The following is an 18,183-nucleotide window of genomic DNA, read 5'->3' as shown; positions in this document are numbered from 1 at the left end:
AGTGAGCGAGGACATCATGCGTCGCGTGGTCGTCACCGGAATGGGTATCGTATCGCCCCTGGGTGTTGGTGTGGAACATGTCTGGAAGCGGCTATTGAATGCCGAATCCGGTATCAGCGGCATCCAGAGCTTCGATGTCTCCGACTTACCCTGCAAGATCGGCGGCCAGGTGCCGCTCGGTGACAAGTCTTCGGGCAAATACAACCCGGACGAATACGTCTCCACCAAAGATCAGAAGAAGATGGAGCCGTTCATCATCATGGGCATCGCCGCGGCGACCGAGGCGGTGGCGGATTCCGGCTGGGCACCGACCGAGCAGGAAGACCTGGACCGTACCGGCGTCCTCATCGGTTCGGGCATCGGCGGCCTCAATGGCATCTACGACACAGCGCTGATCCTCAAGGAAAAGGGCCCGCGCCGCGTCAGCCCGTTCTTCGTGCCGTCCTGCCTCATCAACCTCGTCTCGGGCCACGTCTCGATCAAATACGGCTTCCGCGGTCCCAATCATTCCGTGGTCACGGCCTGTGCCACCGGCACCCATGCCATCGGCGATGCGGCGCGCATGATCATGCTCGATGATGCCGACGTGATGGTTGCCGGGGGTGCCGAAGCCACGATCGGCCGCATCGGCTATGCCGGCTTCTGCGCCGCGCGTGCCATGTCGACCTCGTTCAATGACGACCCCACCGCTGCCTCGCGCCCCTGGGACAAGGACCGCGACGGCTTCGTCATGGGTGAAGGTGCCGGCATGGTCGTGCTCGAGGAATACGAACACGCCAAGAAGCGCGGCGCCAAGATTTATGCCGAGGTCGTCGGCTATGGCCTCTCGGGCGATGCCTATCACATCACGGCGCCGTCGGAAGACGGCAATGGCGGCTTCCGCGCCATGACCGCCGCCCTGAAGCGCGCCAAGATGAACCCCGAGGACATCGACTACATCAACGCCCATGGCACCTCGACGCCGCTCGGTGACGAGATCGAGCTTGGGGCGGTGAAGCGGCTGTTCGGCGATTCCGCCTATAAGCTGACCATGTCGTCGACCAAATCAGCGACCGGCCATCTGCTGGGGGCCGCCGGTGCGGTCGAAGGGATCTTCTCGATCCTCTCCATCCGCGACCAGGTGGCGCCGCCGACCCTCAACCTCACCAACCCCAGCGAGGGCTGCGACATCGATCTGGCACCCAAGCAGGCCAAGCCGCGCAAGATCCGCGCCGCCTTGTCGAATTCCTTCGGCTTTGGCGGGACCAATGCCAGCGTCATCTTCACCGGTGTGAACTGAGCCGGCGGCCTTTGGGGCGCACGCCATGACCGGCCACCTGCCGATGCTGGCACCCGTCATCGTCCTGGTGATGATGATGCTGTCGGTGTTGTCATGAGATTGAGCGGCAAGACGCTGGCGGAGATCGTCGGCGGGTTGCTGTTCCTCGTTCTGCTGGTGGGCGGCGGCGGCGTCGCCTGGTTCTGGAACGCCTTCAACGCCAACGGCCCGTTGCAGGACGAGACGGTCCTGGTCATCCCCAAGGGCAGTGGTGTCGGCGCCATTGCCGATCTGCTGGCCAAGGAACGCGTCATTGAGAGCGCGCTGGTCTTCAAGATCGGGGTCAAATTCTTCTCCGACAACCAGCCGCTCCATGCCGGCGAATTCCGCTTCCCGACCGCGGCCTCCCCGCGCGGCGCCATGCAGGTGCTGATCGACGGAAAATCGGTCCTCCACCGCATCACCTTTGCCGAAGGCTGGACGGTGAAGGAAATCTTCGACGTCCTTGAACAATCACCGCTGCTCGATGGCCCGCTGCCGCCCATGCCGGCCGAAGGCACGCTGCTGCCGGAAACCTATTTCTTCGTGCGGGGCGACAGCCGCGGGGCGCTCGTCGATCGCATGAAGACCAACATGACCGACACGCTGGCAGCCCTCTGGGCCAAGCGCGACGAGGGCCTTGCGGTGGAGACGCCGAGCGACGCCGTCATTCTGGCCTCGATCGTCGAGAAGGAAACCGGACAGAAGGACGAGCGCGCGCGCGTCGCCGCGGTGTTCCACAACCGCCTCAAGAAGGGCATGTCGCTGCAGTCGGACCCGACCGTGATCTATGCGGTGACGCTGGGCAAGGCGCCCTTGGGCCGCGACCTTACCTATGCCGATCTGAAGATCGACAGCCCCTATAACACCTATGTCGTTGCCGGCCTGCCGCCGGCGCCGATCGCCAATCCGGGTGTCGCGGCCCTGACCGCCGTGCTGCACCCCAAGAAGACCAAAGAGCTCTATTTCGTTGCCGACGGCTCGGGCGGCCACGCCTTTGCCGAGACCATGGATGGCCACGTCAAGAACGTCGCCAAATGGCGCAAGATCCAGAAACAGAACAAGCAGGCCAATTGATGTCGACCCAACAAGATCCGAGCCCGGCCAGGGACGCAAGCGCCGGTGCCGATCAGAATCCGATCGCCAACCGCATGGAGCCGGTCATGAATGTCGGCAAGCAATGCGCGCTCTATCTGGGTATCGTCGCGGCCCTGGCGGCGGGTGTTGCCTTCTTCGGCCCGTTCGATCATGTGCCGGCGATCGCCCAGGAACAGACCAGCACGACGCTTGAGGGCGAATTCGATATGCTGGCGCCGCTCGATGCGCCGGACGGCGCACCCAAGGATATCGCGGTCTTCTATGTGACCGGCGATGCGGCGCAGCGGATGTGGGATGCTTTCCCGATGCAGCCGATCGAGGATGAATGCGTGGGGCGCCTCTCGAAATACGGCAACGGCATTGTCTGCTACGGAGCCAATGGCGATGGCTCGCCGGCGGAGCATCCCTATGAGTGCAGCTTCGGCATCGACATGAAGAAGCAGTCGCTGACCCTGCCGCAGGATTGCTGAGGCAACGTTTCAGCTCGTCGGCAAGACGACCACAGGCATGATGAGCAGGAACAGCAGGCTGCGCGACAGCGCAAAATCGACGATGGCGATCAGTCCGGCGCCGACATAACCGACTCCAATGACGACCTGCAAAAGAAAGACCTCATAGATCAATGAGATGATGATAATGGGCCATGTCAGGTCGTCTATGAGGCTGCCGATTTGCGGCACCAGCGACAGCAATGTCAGCGTACAGGACAGCAGCCCAAGGAAGAAATTGTACCAGATGAACGGCGTGATCGCGCCGATCGTCTGCGATTCACGACGGATGGCTTGGCCGATCACGATCAAGATGAGCGGGAACATGACCCAGCTCAGCACATACCAGACGAGAACATGGGCGATGACCGCAAGCCAGCCATCGTCCAGCTTGGCATCAAGCGGCACAAATAGATTGAACAGGGACATCGGCAGCATCGGCAGCATCAGCCAGAATGCGCGCCGGGCGCCACTCGGTCTGCCGTCGAACCAGTTGACGAAGCCGGCGTCGAAGCGCAGGAGCCGTTTCAATCCAGTGATTGCCGCCTGCGCTTCGATCCAGCTAGGCATCTAGGTAGCAATCCAAGACGCGCTCATAGATGCGGCTCAGCGCCTCGATATCGGCCACCGGCACATGCTCGTCGACCTTGTGCATGGTGGCGCCAGCGAGGCCGAATTCGATGACCGGGCAGTAATTCTTGATGAAGCGCGCATCCGAGGTGCCGCCGGTGGTCGAAAGCTCCGGGGTCAGGCCGGTTTCGGCCTCGACCGCCTCGACCAGCAGGCGGGAGAGATCGCCCGGCGGCGTCAGGAAGGATTCGCCCGAGCATTCGCAGGTGAGGTCATAGCGCCCGCCCACGGTGTCGAGGCGGCGGCGGATCTCCGTCTCCAGGCTCGCCGCCGTATAAAGATCGTTGAAGCGCGCGTTGAAGACGGCCTTGGCTTCGGCTGGGATGACGTTGTTGGCCGGGTTGCCGACATCGACGGTCGCAAACTGCAGGGTCGTCGCCGGGAAATGGTCCGAGCCGTTGTCGAGGGGCTGGGTCAGGACCGCGATCATCTGGCCCAAGCGATGAATCGGGTTGTCGGCGAGATGCGGATAGGCGGTGTGGCCTTGGATGCCATGCACAACGAGGCGCCCGGTGAACGACCCGCGCCGGCCGATCTTTGCCATCTCACCCAGCTTGGTGGGATTGGTCGGCTCGCCGACGATGCAGGCGTCGAGCTTTTCACCCTTCGACTGCAGCCAATCCAGCACCGGTTTCGTCCCATTGACGGCCGGGCCTTCCTCATCGCCGGTGATGAGCAGCGAAATGGCGCCGGCGAACTTGCCGTTCCGCTTCGCCGTGAAACGCGCCGCCGCAGCCGCGAAGGCCGCGATGGCGCTCTTCATGTCCGAAGCACCGCGGCCATAGAGCTTGCCGTTCTGGATCTCGGCCGCGAAGGGATCGACGCTCCAATTCTCAACGCGGCCCACCGGCACGACATCGGTGTGGCCGGCAAAGCAGATGTTCTTCCCCGGCCGGTCGCCCTTCCGGACGGCGTAGAGATTCTGAATCTCCGCCGTGCCGGGGGCGGCGAAGGCCAGGCGGTGATTGGTGAACCCGGCTGTCTTCAAGGCCGCCTCCAGGACACCGATGGCGCCTTCGTCCTTCGGGGTGACGGAAGGACGGCGGATGAGGTCTTGGGCAAGCTTGACGGGGTCCACGATGCTTTAGTCCCGCAGCAGATCGTTGATCGAGGTCTTGGAGCGGGTCTTTTCATCGACGCGCTTGATGATGACCGCGCAATAGAGGCTGGGGCCGGGTGTGCCGTCGGGCAACGGCTTGCCCGGGAGCGAGCCGGGGACGACGACCGAATAGGCCGGCACGCGCCCGTAATGCACCTCGCCGCTCACGCGGTCGATGATCTTGGTGGAGGCGCCGATGAAGACACCCATCGAGATGACCGAGCCGGTCTCGACGACGACACCTTCGACCACTTCCGAGCGGGCGCCGACGAAGCAATCATCCTCGATGATGACAGGGCCGGCCTGCAGGGGTTCGAGCACGCCGCCGAGGCCGACGCCGCCGGAGATGTGGCAGTTCTTCCCCACCTGTGCGCAGGAACCGACGGTCACCCAGGTATCGACCATGGTGCCGGAATCCACATAGGCGCCGACATTGATGAAGCTCGGCATCACGACGACGCTGGGGGCGACATAGGCGCTCTGGCGCACGACGGCACCGGGCACGGCGCGGAAGCCCGCGGCCTTGAAGCGCGCCTCGTCCCAGCCGGCGAATTTCGAGGGCACCTTGTCGAACCAGGCGGCGTCACCGCCCGGGAAATCGCCGCCGCCCGGCACCAGATAGGAATCATTGAGGCGGAAGCTGAGCAGCACGGCTTTTTTGAGCCACTGGTTGGTCTGCCACTTGCCGTCGATCTTTTCGGCCACACGGCGCTTGCCGGCATCGAGATCGGCCAGCGCCTGGGTCACCGCATCGCGCACTTCGCCCTTGGTGGCGCTGCTGATGTCGGCGCGCTTTTCCCAGGCGGTGTCGATGACTTGGATGAGATCACTCATTGAATTTCCCCCTTAGATTTTGGCCGTGCCGAAGGGGGCGAGGAAGCTCGCCAGATCCTCGGTCACGTGATGGATATAGGTTGGATCGCCCGCGGGACCTGCCCATTCATCGTCGGTCTTGACCAGCACCGTGGTCATGCCGAGGTCATGGGCCGGTACCAGGTTGCGCGGCATGTCGTCGATCATGACAGCGCGGCTGGGGTCGATTTGGTAGGTCTCGCAGAGGCGCCGGTAGACGCCGATATCGGGCTTCGGCACGAAATCCGAGGCGACGATGTCGAAGACGGCCTCGAAATGATGGCCGATGCCGACCTTCTTCATGACGCGTTCCGCATGCGGGACGGAGCCGTTGGTGAAGATCACCTTCCGGCCGGGCAACGCGGCAATGGCCGCATCCAGCGCCGGATTGGCATGGAGGCCGGAAAGATCGATTTCATGGACGAAATCCAGGAAGTGATGCGGATCGATCCCGTCATTGACGATGAGGCCACGCAAGGTCGTCATGTGCTCTTGGAAATAGCGCTTCTGCAGGGCCAGGGCTTCCGTCTCCGAAAGCCCTAGATTTTCGCGGATATACTGCCGGATGCGGAGCTGCACCTGGTCGAACAGCCGACACGAGGCAGGATAGAGCGTGTTGTCGAGGTCGAAAATCCAGGTACCGACCGCTTTTGTCCCCAGTCCCGCATTTTTCGCCGCTAACGACATGACGCCCAAAGACTTTCCACAGGATTCCCAGGGCATCCCTTGCCCGGATCGGACCTTATGGCCTCACCGCTTTGCCTGCAAGCGCGCGGGGCCGGAACGGGCGCGGTTTAACACCCTATTAATCCTAAACGCGGCAATCTGCCGGCCATCATGGCCAGCTCGTCCGAACCGCCATCCGACCTCGACCGCACGCCCTTCGGCGCGGCGCTCGCCCTGTTTGCGCCTGAGGGTCCCTTGGCGCTCGATCGCAACCCGGCCTTGCTGGTCGGACCCGATGGCGCCGTCGCCGCCGCCAATATGGCGGCGGCACCGCTCCGCGCGCTGCTGGCGGGGTCTGCCGGGCCGGATCTCCGGGCGGCCATAGCCGGGGCAGCCGAGGGAAATCCCGGGCGGATCGCCGCCCTTGAGGCCACCGGCGCCGACGGCAAGCCGCAATTCCTCGATATCACCTTGCTGCCCTGCGGCCCGGAATCGCACCGCGGCGTGCTGATCCTCGGGCGCGATATCAGCCTGGAACGGGCCTTGCGCGGTGCCCTCATCGATTCCCGGCAGCGCTTCAAGGAACTCATCGACGCTGCGGCCGACTTCACCTGGGAGGTCGACGCGGCGGGGAAATTCTCGTTCGTCTCCGGCCCGCTTGCTTTGGGCTATCCGCCCAGCGACCTCATCGGCCGGGCACCCCAGGATTTTGCCCTGGCGGAAGGTGCCGACATCATCTTCAACGGCAGCGGCCCCCATGGCGGCGCCGAGCTGTGGATGCGCGATGCGACCGAGCGGCCGGTCTGCCTCCTCGTCCAGGGCCAGCCACTGACACCCGGCGGACCTTTCCGTGGTGCAAGGGGGCTGGCACGCGACATCACGGCCCAAAAGGCGCGGGAGACCGAACTGGCCGAGGCGCGGCATCGCGAGCGGCTGGTGGTGCATCTCCTGCGCTCGCTGCGGCGCGCGATCGACCCGGCCGAGGCGATCGCCATGGCGCTCAACACCGCGATCCAGGCAGTCGGCGCCGATATCGGCCGCGTCGCTGAGCTGTCCCCGGACGGCTCGGTCAAGGCGCTGGGCGGCGAGGTGACACCGGCCGACCCGGTTCTCATCCAGGCGGCCAGCACGGCACCCGAAGGTGTCGCCATCACCCAGGACGGCCATCGCTTAGGCCTCGCGTTCATCTGCCGACATGAGACCCGGCGCGTCGGCCTCTTGATGCTGTGGCGCGACATGGCGCGGGGCGATTGGCTGGCCGATGATCTTTTCCTGCTCGGCGAACTTGCCGAACAGCTGGCCGTGCTGATCGAGCAATTGAAGGGCCATGAGGCGCTGAAACATCTTTCTACCACCGACGCGCTGACCGGGCTCCTCAACCGGCGCGGCTTCGAGACAACATTGGCACGCGTGGTCGAGCGTGCGCGCCAGGAACAGCAGGGTGGCGCCCTGGTCTATGTCGATGTCGACAATTTCAAGCAGATCAACGATCACTTCGGCCATGCCCAGGGCGACGCCGCCCTGGTCGCCACCGCCGACATCCTGCGCGGTCAGCTCCGCGCGCGCGATCCGGTGGGGCGCCTAGGGGGCGATGAATTCGTGGCCTGGCTCGACGGCATCGACCGCGAGGAAGCAGTGGCGCGGGCAAAGGCGCTGCAGGCGGCGGGCCGGGATCTGACGCGCTTTGCGCCGGGCACCGAGAAACCGGTTGGCTTTTCGATCGGCATCGCCATGCTGCGCCGGGATGAAGCCGACAGCCTCGATGCGCTGATGACGCGCGCCGATGAAGCGATGTACCGCATCAAGCATGGCGGCAAGGGCAGTTACGTGGTGGTGGATTAGGGGCATGGAATACGAAGAGGCAAAACGCCTGGCAGCGGCCGGCAGCGACGCACAGCGCCGGGCCCTGGCCGCCAGCAAGGATGCACGGCCGGAAATTCTCTATTTCCTGGCCGAGGACAAATCCGCCGATGTGCGCCGCGCCATCGCCGGCAATGAGAAGACGCCACGCCAGGCCGATCTGTTGCTGGCCCGCGACAGCGACCTCAGTGTGCGCGAATTGCTGGCGCAGAAGATCGCGCATCTCGCCCCGCAGCTGTCGCAGGAAACGCGCGCGCAGATTCGCGACCTCACCATCGAGGTGCTGGAGACGCTGGCGCGCGACGAAGCCATGAAGGTCCGGCGCATCGTTGCCGAAGCATTGAAGGATCTGACCGACGCGCCGCCGCATATCATCCAGGAACTGGCGCGCGATCTCGAGATCAAGGTCGCCGGCCCGGTCCTGCAGTTTTCGCCCATCCTCACCGATGACGATTTGCTGGAAATCATCAGCAGCGGGCCCATCCGCGGTGCGCTCACCGCTATCGCCAAGCGGCGGCGGGTGGGCGACCGGCTGGCCGACGCCATCGTCTCGGCAGCGGTCGAGGTGCCGGAGGAAACGGGCACGATCACCGATCTCCTCAACAACCGCTCGGCCCAGATCCGCGAGGAAACGCTGGACCTCATCCTGGAAAAGGCGCCCGCCATCGAAGAATGGCAGGAACCGCTGGTGAAACGGCCGCTCCTGCCGATGAATGCGGTGAAGCGCCTCGCCGAGTTCGTCTCGACATCGCTCTTCGATCTCCTCACCTCGCGGCCCGATCTCGACAAGTCGACGGCGAAGGCCGTGGCGAAGGCCGTGAAGAAGCGCCTTGCGGCCGAGGCCAAGCAGAAAGCGACGGCTGACAGCCCGGCGGCACCGCCACCCGGCGATGAGGAAGCGATGAACGCCGCCATCGCCGGCGGCAAGCGCGAGCAGGTGATGGAAGCGCTGGGGCGCGATGCCAAGCTCGACGGCGTCATCGTCAAGAAGATCATGACCTCGATGAGCGCCAAGGCGGTCACGGCGCTGGCATGGAAGGCGAAGCTCAGCATGCGCCAGGCGCTGCAATTGCAGTTGAAGATCGCCGGCATCCCGCCGCACCAGGTGCTCAACCCGCGCGGCGGCACAGACTACCCGCTGACCGACCGCGAGATGGAGTGGCAGCTGGAGCTGTTCACGGGGTGAGTGCGGGCTTGATTGACCCCTACATCTCTTGCGGGTAGCATCGTCCTCAGCGCGGGGGAAGCGACATGAGCGTTGCTGGAGAGATGATGCGTCCGGTCGGCCAGCCCTGGCTGGCGCCGCTTCATCTTTGGCGCGAACTCCTGGTTTCAATGCTGATGGCAGGCATGAGCTTTGCGCTTGGCCTTGGGCTGATCCGGTTGGGCTTCCATCCATCCCTGTTGGATGTGGCACTCATCGTGAAGGACAAGCCGCTGATCGCGGCTTATCTTTTCAACGGGGCCTTTGCCCTCCTGATTCTCGACGCGGGCTGGAGTGCCAGCCTGCTCGGTGCCAAATGGCGCGACCTGCTGGTCTCGCCGCTGCACCCTCGTTTCTGGCAGTTCGCTTTTGCCTGGATCCTCATTGACCTGCTTTTCATCGGCGCCTTCATCCTGATCTCGCATACCTTCGATGGGTATCAGAATGATGAAAGCCGGCCGTTCGAGTTGGCTCCGTTCATTGTCGTGTGCTTGATCGGTGCGCCTGCTTTTCTCCTGGGCTGGATACGCTATCGCCTGGTGTTGTGGCCGATCCATGTCCTCGCCACGGGCCGTCTATTGGACCTAGAGACGGCTTGGCGGGCGACGGCAGAACGCAACAATGCGCTCTTTGATATGTCGCTCGGCATCGGCGTGTTATGCGTCGGGGTGCTTGTCGTCGGTATCGCAGTCTTCGCCGTGGTGACGGATTTCGCGGCACTCCTTGCTGCGGCACTGGGTGTCGCTATCTTGCCGCTTATCTTCCGCCTGCTGCAGCTCGCTGCCTTCGTCGATCAGTATCGGCGCGCGGGCGAAGGCGCCTGACGGCCGCTTAGAACGTCGTGCCTTTCAGCAGACTGAGCAGGCGATAGCGGCGGCCGGTTTGCATCGGTGTGGCTTCGGCATCGTCTTTCGCCGATTCGGCCAATGGCAGCGGATGATGCTTCTGCTGCTGCTGCTGCTCGGCGCGATGGCCTGTGAGGCCGAGGCCGACCATGCCGGCCACGAAGCTGATGCGTCCTGAAATCATGTTTCCCCTGTTTATAGCTCGCCGCCGGACGGGCGGTTCGTGCGATCGGTCTAGGGGCATCGGCCGAATAGGTCAGTGACGGCGCGCACAGGCGATTCAGGCGCTGTAGCGCTTAGCGTTCTTTTAGGGTCGCTTGCTGCCGGCGGGTGCGAGGAAGCGCGCCAAATCCGGCGCCTTGGCGTCTGCCGGCATCTTGCCGTCGATATAGAGATGGGCAAAGCCGTGGGCGTTGGACCAAATGAGGCGCTGCAGCGCGGCGCGGTCCGCGTCGCTCTTCAGGCCCAGCTGGTCGGCGAACGGTGCCGTGATATCGGTGAGCTGCTGGAAGCTGGCCGTTGCCGCGTCTTTAAGTGCCGCATCGGACCAGTCGAGCTGGCTGGCCGCGAACATCAGGCGAAAGAGGGCGGGGTTGGCGCGCGCGAATGCCAGATAGCCGTCGCCCGCGGCCCGAACCTGTGCCGCAGGATCCGCTGGGGCCGCCCGACGTGCTGTTGCCATGGCATCGTGAAAACGCTCGAAGGCAATGGCGGCCAAGGCGGTTTCCAACGCCTTGATGGTCGGGAAATGATGCGCGGGTGCGGCATGGGAAACGCGCGCCTTCGCCGCCACCTTACGCAAGGTGAGGCCCGACAGACCCTCGCGCTCGAGGATCGCCAAGGCGGCATCGAGCAGGGCTGCTCGCAGATTGCCGTGATGATAGCTGGCCTTTGCCGCCGGTTTCCTGGCCATGATCCTCTCCATTCCCAGCCCGGCATAGCGCGGCGACCGGATTCCGGTCAAATGGTATCTTGACACTGACTAGATTTCTCGATAGATGATCTAGTCAGTGTCAAGATATCGAGCGAGGCCGCCATGGATTGGAATATCGTTTTCAAGGGGGCGAGCAGCCTGGCGCTGGTGGCCTGGGGCGCCCTCGTCCTGCTGCCGCGTTGGCGGAGGTTGGTCGACATCTTGCGTTTCGGTGTTCCGGGCGTCCTGGCGCTGCTCTATGTGACGCTGATCTTTGGCTTCTTCTTCGGCGTCGACGGTGGCGGATTCCAGTCGATTGCCCAGGTCCGCGCCTTGTTCGCCAGCGACCCGGTGCTGGTCGCCGGCTGGGTCCATTATCTCGCCTTCGATCTCTTCGTCGGCATCTGGATCGCACGCCGTGCCGATGCGATGGGCCTCAACCGCTTCCTGCAGGCGCCGATCCTGATTGCCACCTTCATGTTCGGGCCGCTCGGCCTCGCCCTGTTCTATGCCGTGCTTGCCGCCGACCGCGTCGGTCGGCGTGGCGCTGCCCTCGCTTGATGGAGAAATCCCGATGATCTCGATGCTGGCCGCGCCGACGCGGGCACAAGTCCCGCAGCCAAGCGCACAGAACGATGCCCGCCTCTTGGCCCTGCAAGGTGTTGCCTTGATGCTGGTCTTCCTGTTGCCGGCCCTGGTGCTGCAACAACTCGACCCGCGTACGCTTAACGATATCAGCGTCTGGGTGAAGCCGACGAAATTCGCGCTGTCGCTGACACTGCATTTTGCCACGCTGGCCTGGGCCGTCGGCCTGCTGGCCCCGGAATGGCGGCACGGCATCTATATGCGGCGCAGTTTCCTGCTGGCGCTTGGCGCCGGCATTTTCGAGATGGCCTATATCAGCCTGCAGGCCGCGCGCGGCCGCGCTTCGCATTTCAACCACGCCACGCCCACAGAATCGATCCTTTACGCGGTCATGGGCGTGGGCGCCGTCCTGCTGGTGGCGGTCAGTTTCGATCTGGGGTGGCGAATCCTGAAATCGCCGCGGCCGGGCTTGGGGCTGGGTGTGCGCCTTGGCGCCGGCATCGGCCTCACACTAGGATCCGCAGCCACCCTGGTGACGGCGGGACTGCTGGGTTCCGGGGCCGTGCCGCTGGCCTTGGGCTATCCGGAAGGCCATTGGGTGGGCGGCAGCTTGAGCGATGCCGGCGGCCTGCCGCTCCTTGGCTGGTCCACCAACGGCGGCGATCTGCGCGTTCCGCACTTCTTTGCCACCCATATCATGCAGGCCTTGCCACTCCTCGGCTGGCTCGCGGACCGGTGGCGACCCCATGACGCGCGGCGCCTGGTCTGGGGCGAGGCGGTCCTTCTGCTGGCATTGGTCGCAGCGACCCTCGCCCAGGCGGCCCTTGGCTATCCCTTTCTCCGTCTCTCCTGATGTGCGCCGAAAAGGAATTCTGTCAGCACACACTATAATATAGGCACGTTAATCTCTGATTCAGATTCGGTTGGCTATAAAACGGGACCCGATCCTTTCCGACCGGGGAAGATTCGTATCTTGGGACACCCTGATCAGGCCAAGCATGTCGCCGCTCTTCGAGACGATAGCTGCCGAACCGTTGGTTCCGGCCCTCTGTTTGGCGATCATCCTCGCGATCGTCGCGGTGTGCTGCCTGCTTGTCCATTTCATGCTGCGTTCGGCGCAAGCCAAGGCTGAGACCGCGGCGTTGCGCGAAAGCGAGGCGCGGCTGCGCTCCAGCGAAGGCCGGTTCCGGCAATTGGCCGACGCGACCTTCGAGGGCCTCATCATTCACCGCGATGGTATCGTGCTGGACGCCAACACCGCGATGGCGGCGATCACTGGCTGGCCGCAGGCATTGCTGATCGGGCGCAGCCTCTACGACCTCTGCCCGCCGGCGACCCATGACGCGCTGCGCGCCGAGCTCTTCGAAATCCGGTGCGGGCGCGGTCCCGAGGCCGGCGACGCGCCGGTCGAGTTTCAGCTGCGCCACGCCGATGGCAGCACCATTCCGGTCGAAGTCCATGCCCGCACCCTGCCGTTCGAGACGGGCGATGCGCGCGTGATCGCCGTGCGCGACATCCGCGAGCGCAAGGCCGCCGAGGAACGCATCCTGCATCTGGCGCATCACGACGCGCTGACGGGCCTGCCCAACCGCAACCTCTTTCGCGATCGCTTGGCGCAGGCCATGGCACGGGCGCGGCGCAGCGGCTCGACCGTTGCCGTTCTGTGCCTCGATCTCGACCGCTTCAAGCCGGTCAACGATCTGCTGGGGCCGGAGATCGCCGATGAACTGCTGCGCCAGGTAGCACTCCGCCTCACCCAATCGACCCGCGCCGACGACACCGTGGCGCGTCTCGGCGCCGATGAATTTGCCCTCATCCAGGTGGGGCTCGCCCATCCCGATGGTCCAGCCTTCATGGCCGACCGGCTGGTGAAAGCGATCTCGGAACCCTTCGTCATCTGCGGCCATCACATCAACATCGGCACCAGCATCGGCATTGCGCTCTTTCCCAGCGACGGCATGAGCGGTGACGAATTGCTGCGCGCTGCCGACACGGCACTGGGCCGTGCGAAGGAAGCCGGCGGCAGCGCCTATCGCTTCTTCGAATCAGAAATGGACCTGCGGCTGCAGGAACGCCGTCGGCTCGAGCGCGATCTCAGGCATGCGGTCAATAACGACCAGCTTGAGCTCCACTACCAGCCGCTGGTCGATTGCGCGCATCTCACCGTCACTGGCTGCGAGGCGCTGTTGCGCTGGCACCATCCGGAACGCGGCCCCATCTCGCCATGCACGTTCATTCCGCTGGCGGAAGAATGCGGCCTCATCATGCAGCTCGGCGAGTGGGTATTGCGCACGGCCTGCCGCGAAACGGCCAGCTGGCCCGACGACAAGATCGTCGCCGTCAATCTGTCGCCCATACAATTCCGCCAATCCGATCTCGCCGACCAGATCCTGGGGATCCTCGCCGAGACCGGCCTCGCGCCCCATCGGCTCGAGCTTGAGATCACCGAAGGCGTCCTCATCGAGGATACCGAGCGCGTGCTGGCGACGCTGAAGGCCCTGAAGGCCCACGGCATCCGCATCTCGCTCGACGATTTCGGCACCGGCTATTCATCCTTGAGCTATCTGCACCGCTTTCCGTTCGACAAGATCAAGATCGACCGCTCCTTCATCTGGGCGATGGAGGAGAACTCGGATTCGATGTCGATCGTCCGCGCCGTCATCGCGCTTGGCCGGTCGCTGCGCATCACCGTCACGGCGGAGGGTGTCGAGACACCCACCCAGCTTGCCTGGCTGCAGGCGGAAGATTGCGACCAGGCCCAGGGCTATCTGCTCGGCAAACCGATGTCGCGTGCCGACATTGCAACACTCTGGGCCAATGCCCAGGGCCGCGCCCAGGCCGAACTGCCGCTCATCCAAGTGAAAGCCGCCGAGTAAGCGGACCGCCGCGGGATGCGCCCCGGACGGCATCTGCCGCCCGGGGCTCCCGCCCGTCAGGCCGAGACCGGGTCCAGAAAGCCGGTGACCTGTGCGATCCGGCCGTCATCGCCGAGGGTGACGAAATCGGTCCCGTGCGCGATCGCCGCACTCCCCGGCGCATTGTTGTCGCCAAGGCTCCAGGAAAAGCGCACACGGCCGTTATGACCGTCGGCGCCGTCCTTCAACGTGAAGCTGTGACCGGGAAAGCGTGCCTGCACGGCGGCGATGAGGGCGTCGATCTCGAGGAGATTGCGCCCCACCATCAGCGGATCGACATAGCCCGCTTCGGCCTGCCAATGCGTTTCAAGGAGGGCGCGGCGGCGGTCGATATCGATCTCGTTCCAGCAGGCGATATAGGTGCGGGCAACGTCCAGGGCGTTCGTCGTCATCGTATCTCTCCATTCACAGGAAGGTTGGACGAGAGGGAAGATGTGCCGGAAGGGGAGGCGGGTCGATTACGTCGGAGGTAATGGCGGCGCTTATTTGCACCCGCTATGATCCCGCCATGCAGATAGCAACGCTCCCCCGCACCACCGGCGATCACCTGCGACATTGGCGCCAGCAGCGGCGCCTCAGCCAACTCGACCTCGCGCTCGATGCCGAGATTTCCGCCCGGCATCTCTCGTTCATCGAGACGGGACGCGCCATGCCCAGCCGCGAGATGCTGCTGCGCCTGGCCGAGCGGTTGCAGATTCCCTTGCGCGATCGCAACCGCCTGCTGTTGGCGGCGGGCTTTGCGCCGCTTTATCCGGAGCGCGGGCTCGACGATCCGGCGATGGCGTCGGCCCGCTCTGCCGTCAAGGCGCTACTCACGGCGCATGCTCCTTTTCCAGCCCTCGCCATCGACCGCCATTGGCAGATCGTCATGGCCAATGACGCCGTGGCGCCGCTCCTTGCGGGCGCGGCGCCCCACCTCATGGCGGGGCCAGTCAATGCGCTGCGCGTCAGCCTGCATCCGGACGGGCTGGCGCCGCGCATTCTCAATCTTGGTGACTGGCGCCATCATCTGCTGGAACGGCTCAAACACCAGATCGCGGAGACCGGCGATACGGTTCTTGGCGCCTTGCTGGCTGAATTGACCGCTTATCCGGCGCCGGCACCTCATGCGTCACCGACTGAAAATGCCATCGCCGTGCCGTTGCGGCTGCGCACGACGGAAGGCGATCTCTCCTTCCTCAGCACCACGATGGTCTTCGGCACGCCACGCGATATCACCCTGTCGGAATTGGCGATCGAGACCTTTCTGCCGGCGGATGCCGCAACCGCTGCGGCCCTGCACCGCCTGTCCGCAATGTGAATCACTCTCCCACTCGTGCTCTTCAGCACGCGCTGGTTGGCCGCCATACTTCCTTCATCGCCAAGGCTATGGAGGAAACGATGCCGTCGACCGAGGGTGGGATCATCTCGATCATCCTGCAAGGATACGCCGCCTGCTGGCCGGCAACGCTGATGTTGGCGCTGGGCCTCATCGGCAGTGCCATCGTGGCGCTGCGCTGTTTCCTGCGCGACCATCACGCCCGCCGCGAGGTGATAGACTATCGACAGCTGAAACGACCAGACCGCCGCTGAGCGCCCCTTACCCGTGCCGCTTCAGGCCCTTCACCACCTAGACGTGTTTTATCTGCGCGCGGCCTCGATATAGGTGCGGGCGGCCTTGTCGAGCGTCTGCCATTGCGGCAGCAGCGCGCTGGGGAAGAAGACGCGGTAGCCATACCGCGGTCCGGGATCGGGGCGCAGGGCGCAATAGGCGCCGACATTCTTGGACGGTGGCACGTCTGCGCGGCATTCGATGACGCGGTCGACGGTGTTGCCGTCGAGATGAAGGAAGAAGGACGGCGCGTCGGCACCGCCGGTCGGCAACAGCGCGATGAGGTCCGCCGGTCCCATATCGCGCCGATACGTCTGCCGGCCGCCATTGGCTTTCAGCTTGGAGCGGGGGTCGTAATGGTAACCGCTGCCGACGGGCGCTGCCTCGCGCCCGCGCCAATCGGTGAAGACCGCTGCGAGTATGCCGGAGGGGAGCGGACTTTGCTGCGGGCCAAGGACATCGATCTGGATCGGTCGGGCTGCCGTGAGGGCGGGATCCAGCGCATCTGCCGGCATCTGCAGGGCGATGCGCGCATAGCGCAACGGCTCCTGCCGGGGCATGAGCGGCCAGGTCTGGAGCACGGCGCCCGGCACAAAGGTGAACGCCGTCTCGCCGACCAGATAGGTCTGGTCAGGCCCGAAGGTTGCGGCGGCCGCGGTGGTCCGCTGCGGCGCATTTTCGGCGCAGCTGCCAAGCGCGAGCAGGCAGGCGGCGAGAACAATCCGATGTTGCAGGCGCATGGCGTAGCCTCTCAATGGGAGAAGCCCGATCCTAGCACGAATGGGGGCGGTTACAGCCCGCGATAGCGCTCGAGGCCGAGGCCGCTGATGTCCACCTCTGGTCGCCGGCCGGAAAGGAGATCGGCCATGATGCGGCCCGACCCGCAGGCCATGGTCCAGCCCAGGGTGCCGTGGCCGGTGTTGAGATAGAGGTTGGCGTAGCGCGTGCCACCGATAATGGGTGGGCCGTCCGGCGTCATGGGACGGAGGCCGCACCAGAAGGCGGCCTCGGCGGCATTGCCGCCTTGCGGGAAGAGATCGCTCACCACATGGGTGAGGGTCTCGCGCCGGCCATCGCGCAAGGCGAGGTTGAAGCCAGCGAGTTCCGCCGTGCCGCCGACACGGATGCGGTCACCCAGGCGCGTGATGGCGACCTTATGCGTTTCGTCCATCACGGTCGATTGCGGGGCGCCACCATCATCCCGCACCGGCAAGGTGAGGGAATAGCCTTTGACCGGATAGACCGGCAGCTGCAGTCCCAATGGGCGCAACAGCTGCGGCGAATAGCTGCCAAGGGCCACGACATAGGCGTCGCCGGTAACGCGGCCGCCGGTGGTGTCGACGGCGGTGACGCGGTTGCCGTCATGCACCAGGCCGTTGATCGTCACCTGGTAACGGAAGACGGCGCCGGCTTGTTCGGCGAGCTGCCGCAGGCCTTGCGTGAACTTGAAGCAATCGCCGGTCTCGTCCATCGGCAAACGCAGTCCACCGACGAATTTCTCGCGCACATGCTTCAGGCCTGGCTCGACCTTCAAGCAGCCATCGACATCGAGCACTTCGTAAGGAATGCCGGTCTGCGCCAGCACGGCCGTGTCGGCGGCGATGCCGTCCATCTGCTTGGGCAAACGAAAGAGCTGCAGTGTCCCCTGCATGCGCTGGTCATAGGCGATGCCGGTGTCGCGGCGCAGTTCCTGGAGCACGTCGCGGCTGTAATGCGCAATGGGCAACATCAGGCTCTTGTTATGGGCGTAGCGCGCGGCGGTGCAGTTCCGCAGCATGCGCAGGCCCCACAGCCACATGGCGGGGTCGAGCTTGGGCCAGATCACCAGCGGCCGATGGCGCATGAACAGCCATTTCAGGGCTTTCACGGGAATGCCGGGCGCTGCCCACGGTGCCGAATAGCCAGGCGACACCTCACCCGCATTGGCAAAGCTGGTTTCGAGGGCCGGGCCTTCCTGCCGGTCGAGCACGATGACCTCATGCCCCGCTTGCGCCAGAAAATAGGCATTGGCCACGCCAATGACGCCGCTCCCTAAGATGATGATCTTCACGACACGGAACTCCCGTCGATACCCATAACGATCGAGCGTGTTTTAGCCGATCGCATTGCCAAGGCCCAGGGGGCCAAGCCGTCGCCACCG

General features: G+C 64.6%; 20 protein-coding genes. 11 read left to right on the top strand and 9 right to left on the bottom strand.

The features are described from left to right. Positions 1 to 16: 16 nt before the first annotated feature. The 3 genes from fabF to SMD31_RS07220 all read left to right on the top strand — a co-directional run bounded on the left by fabF (position 17) and on the right by SMD31_RS07220 (position 2,865). On the top strand, positions 17 to 1,279 hold the full coding sequence (fabF, locus tag SMD31_RS07230; RefSeq protein ID WP_320500138.1) for a beta-ketoacyl-ACP synthase II: 1,263 nt from the start codon (positions 17 to 19) through the stop codon (positions 1,277 to 1,279). Between the two features lie 93 nt (positions 1,280 to 1,372). Beyond that, the gene (mltG, locus tag SMD31_RS07225) at positions 1,373 to 2,374 is read left to right on the top strand and encodes an endolytic transglycosylase MltG (RefSeq protein WP_320500137.1); all 1,002 of its coding nucleotides are present in this window, start codon (positions 1,373 to 1,375) and stop codon (positions 2,372 to 2,374) included. After that, complete coding sequence (locus tag SMD31_RS07220) at positions 2,374 to 2,865, top strand: hypothetical protein (protein ID WP_320500136.1); 492 nt, start codon at positions 2,374 to 2,376, stop codon at positions 2,863 to 2,865. The genes mltG and SMD31_RS07220 overlap by 1 nt, the downstream gene beginning before the upstream one ends. A gap of 9 nt (positions 2,866 to 2,874) precedes the next feature. Here the strand turns inward: SMD31_RS07220 and SMD31_RS07215 are convergent, their stop codons facing one another. The 4 genes from SMD31_RS07215 to SMD31_RS07200 are packed head-to-tail and all read right to left on the bottom strand — an operon-like array spanning position 2,875 to position 6,151. After that, on the bottom strand, positions 2,875 to 3,453 hold the full coding sequence (locus SMD31_RS07215) for a hypothetical protein (protein WP_320500135.1): 579 nt from the start codon (positions 3,451 to 3,453) through the stop codon (positions 2,875 to 2,877). After that, on the bottom strand, positions 3,446 to 4,594 hold the full coding sequence (gene dapE, locus SMD31_RS07210) for a succinyl-diaminopimelate desuccinylase (protein ID WP_320501010.1): 1,149 nt from the start codon (positions 4,592 to 4,594) through the stop codon (positions 3,446 to 3,448). Before dapE ends, SMD31_RS07215 begins: the two co-directional genes overlap by 8 nt. A 3-nt stretch (positions 4,595 to 4,597) precedes the next feature. Then, positions 4,598 to 5,446: a 2,3,4,5-tetrahydropyridine-2,6-dicarboxylate N-succinyltransferase gene (gene dapD, locus SMD31_RS07205; protein WP_320500134.1), complete on the bottom strand. Its 849-nt coding sequence runs from the start codon at positions 5,444 to 5,446 to the stop codon at positions 4,598 to 4,600. 12 nt (positions 5,447 to 5,458) lie between these two features. Next, positions 5,459 to 6,151: a pyrimidine 5'-nucleotidase gene (locus SMD31_RS07200; protein WP_320500133.1), complete on the bottom strand. Its 693-nt coding sequence runs from the start codon at positions 6,149 to 6,151 to the stop codon at positions 5,459 to 5,461. A gap of 150 nt (positions 6,152 to 6,301) precedes the next feature. Between SMD31_RS07200 and SMD31_RS07195 the strand changes: the two genes are divergently transcribed. From SMD31_RS07195 to SMD31_RS07185, 3 genes are all read left to right on the top strand, one after another. Then, the gene (locus SMD31_RS07195; RefSeq protein ID WP_320500132.1) at positions 6,302 to 7,972 is read left to right on the top strand and encodes a sensor domain-containing diguanylate cyclase; all 1,671 of its coding nucleotides are present in this window, start codon (positions 6,302 to 6,304) and stop codon (positions 7,970 to 7,972) included. Between the two features lie 4 nt (positions 7,973 to 7,976). Continuing rightward, a complete protein-coding gene (locus SMD31_RS07190; RefSeq protein ID WP_320500131.1) occupies positions 7,977 to 9,176 on the top strand; it encodes a DUF2336 domain-containing protein in 1,200 nt (399 codons plus the stop codon). A gap of 65 nt (positions 9,177 to 9,241) precedes the next feature. Next, positions 9,242 to 10,018: a hypothetical protein gene (locus tag SMD31_RS07185; RefSeq protein ID WP_320500130.1), complete on the top strand. Its 777-nt coding sequence runs from the start codon at positions 9,242 to 9,244 to the stop codon at positions 10,016 to 10,018. 7 nt (positions 10,019 to 10,025) lie between these two features. On the opposite strand, the gene SMD31_RS07180 is transcribed toward SMD31_RS07185, so the two are convergent. Next, on the bottom strand, positions 10,026 to 10,223 hold the full coding sequence (locus tag SMD31_RS07180) for a hypothetical protein (protein WP_320500129.1): 198 nt from the start codon (positions 10,221 to 10,223) through the stop codon (positions 10,026 to 10,028). Positions 10,224 to 10,346: 123 nt separating this feature from the next. Then, a complete protein-coding gene (locus SMD31_RS07175) occupies positions 10,347 to 10,952 on the bottom strand; it encodes a TetR-like C-terminal domain-containing protein (protein ID WP_320500128.1) in 606 nt (201 codons plus the stop codon). Between the two features lie 123 nt (positions 10,953 to 11,075). On the opposite strand from SMD31_RS07175, the gene SMD31_RS07170 reads away from it, so the two are divergent. The 3 genes from SMD31_RS07170 (at position 11,076) to SMD31_RS07160 (ending at position 14,413) form a co-directional block, all read left to right on the top strand. Further along, on the top strand, positions 11,076 to 11,513 hold the full coding sequence (locus SMD31_RS07170) for an ABA4-like family protein (protein WP_320500127.1): 438 nt from the start codon (positions 11,076 to 11,078) through the stop codon (positions 11,511 to 11,513). Between the two features lie 13 nt (positions 11,514 to 11,526). Continuing rightward, positions 11,527 to 12,390 (top strand): hypothetical protein, encoded by an 864-nt coding sequence (locus tag SMD31_RS07165; RefSeq protein WP_320500126.1) that lies wholly within the window; start codon positions 11,527 to 11,529, stop codon positions 12,388 to 12,390. Positions 12,391 to 12,535: 145 nt separating this feature from the next. Further along, a complete protein-coding gene (locus SMD31_RS07160; protein WP_320500125.1) occupies positions 12,536 to 14,413 on the top strand; it encodes a putative bifunctional diguanylate cyclase/phosphodiesterase in 1,878 nt (625 codons plus the stop codon). Between the two features lie 56 nt (positions 14,414 to 14,469). Here SMD31_RS07160 and SMD31_RS07155 read toward each other — a convergent pair whose 3' ends face one another. Beyond that, positions 14,470 to 14,844: a nuclear transport factor 2 family protein gene (locus SMD31_RS07155; protein WP_320500124.1), complete on the bottom strand. Its 375-nt coding sequence runs from the start codon at positions 14,842 to 14,844 to the stop codon at positions 14,470 to 14,472. 116 nt (positions 14,845 to 14,960) lie between these two features. On the opposite strand from SMD31_RS07155, the gene SMD31_RS07150 reads away from it, so the two are divergent. Continuing rightward, positions 14,961 to 15,752: a helix-turn-helix domain-containing protein gene (locus SMD31_RS07150; RefSeq protein ID WP_320500123.1), complete on the top strand. Its 792-nt coding sequence runs from the start codon at positions 14,961 to 14,963 to the stop codon at positions 15,750 to 15,752. An 80-nt stretch (positions 15,753 to 15,832) separates the two neighbouring features. Next, entirely contained in the window at positions 15,833 to 16,024 is a 192-nt protein-coding gene (locus tag SMD31_RS07145; RefSeq protein WP_320500122.1) for a hypothetical protein, read from the top strand. 48 nt (positions 16,025 to 16,072) lie between these two features. On the opposite strand, the gene SMD31_RS07140 is transcribed toward SMD31_RS07145, so the two are convergent. Next, the gene (locus tag SMD31_RS07140; RefSeq protein WP_320500121.1) at positions 16,073 to 16,783 is read right to left on the bottom strand and encodes a hypothetical protein; all 711 of its coding nucleotides are present in this window, start codon (positions 16,781 to 16,783) and stop codon (positions 16,073 to 16,075) included. A gap of 50 nt (positions 16,784 to 16,833) precedes the next feature. Further along, a complete protein-coding gene (locus SMD31_RS07135; protein ID WP_320500120.1) occupies positions 16,834 to 18,093 on the bottom strand; it encodes a D-amino acid dehydrogenase in 1,260 nt (419 codons plus the stop codon). Positions 18,094 to 18,183 lie beyond the last annotated feature (90 nt).

The sequence above is a fragment of the Dongia rigui genome, from assembly GCF_034044635.1.
Lineage (GTDB): Bacteria > Pseudomonadota > Alphaproteobacteria > Dongiales > Dongiaceae > Dongia > Dongia rigui.
The sequence above is the reverse complement of the archived record's forward strand: the minus strand, read 5'-3'. Positions and strand labels throughout refer to the sequence as shown.